This is a genomic window from Streptomyces atriruber, from assembly GCF_001418325.1.
Lineage (GTDB): Bacteria > Actinomycetota > Actinomycetes > Streptomycetales > Streptomycetaceae > Streptomyces > Streptomyces atriruber.
Genome location: NZ_LIPN01000660.1, coordinates 832 through 1067, shown reverse-complemented (window position 1 = coordinate 1067; position 236 = coordinate 832). Strand labels below are relative to the sequence as shown.

The window sequence follows — 236 nt, the reverse complement described above, 5'->3', positions numbered from 1 at the left end:
GGGGAAGCCGGGGCGATGGGGACGACTCTCGGTGGCCGCGGTTCTGCTCTGCGCTGCCGGGGGAACGGCATCCGCGGCGCTGCACGGGGCAGATCTGCGCCGGGGGCCGGTCCCGGCTCTGGCGGGCCGGTATGCGCAGGTGGATGCGGAGTTGAGGGTCACGTCCGACCCTAGGCGCACCCGGCCCCGCGTGGCGAGCGCGCACACGCTGCCGCCGACCGTCGTCCTGGACGCGG

General features: G+C 76.3%; 1 protein-coding gene. It reads left to right on the top strand.

Annotated features, from left to right (window positions below; genetic code table 11):
* Positions 1-31: 31 nt before the first annotated feature.
* The coding region (locus AOK03_RS44770; RefSeq protein ID WP_244177957.1) for a hypothetical protein at positions 32-236 on the top strand (205 nt) is incomplete at its 3' end.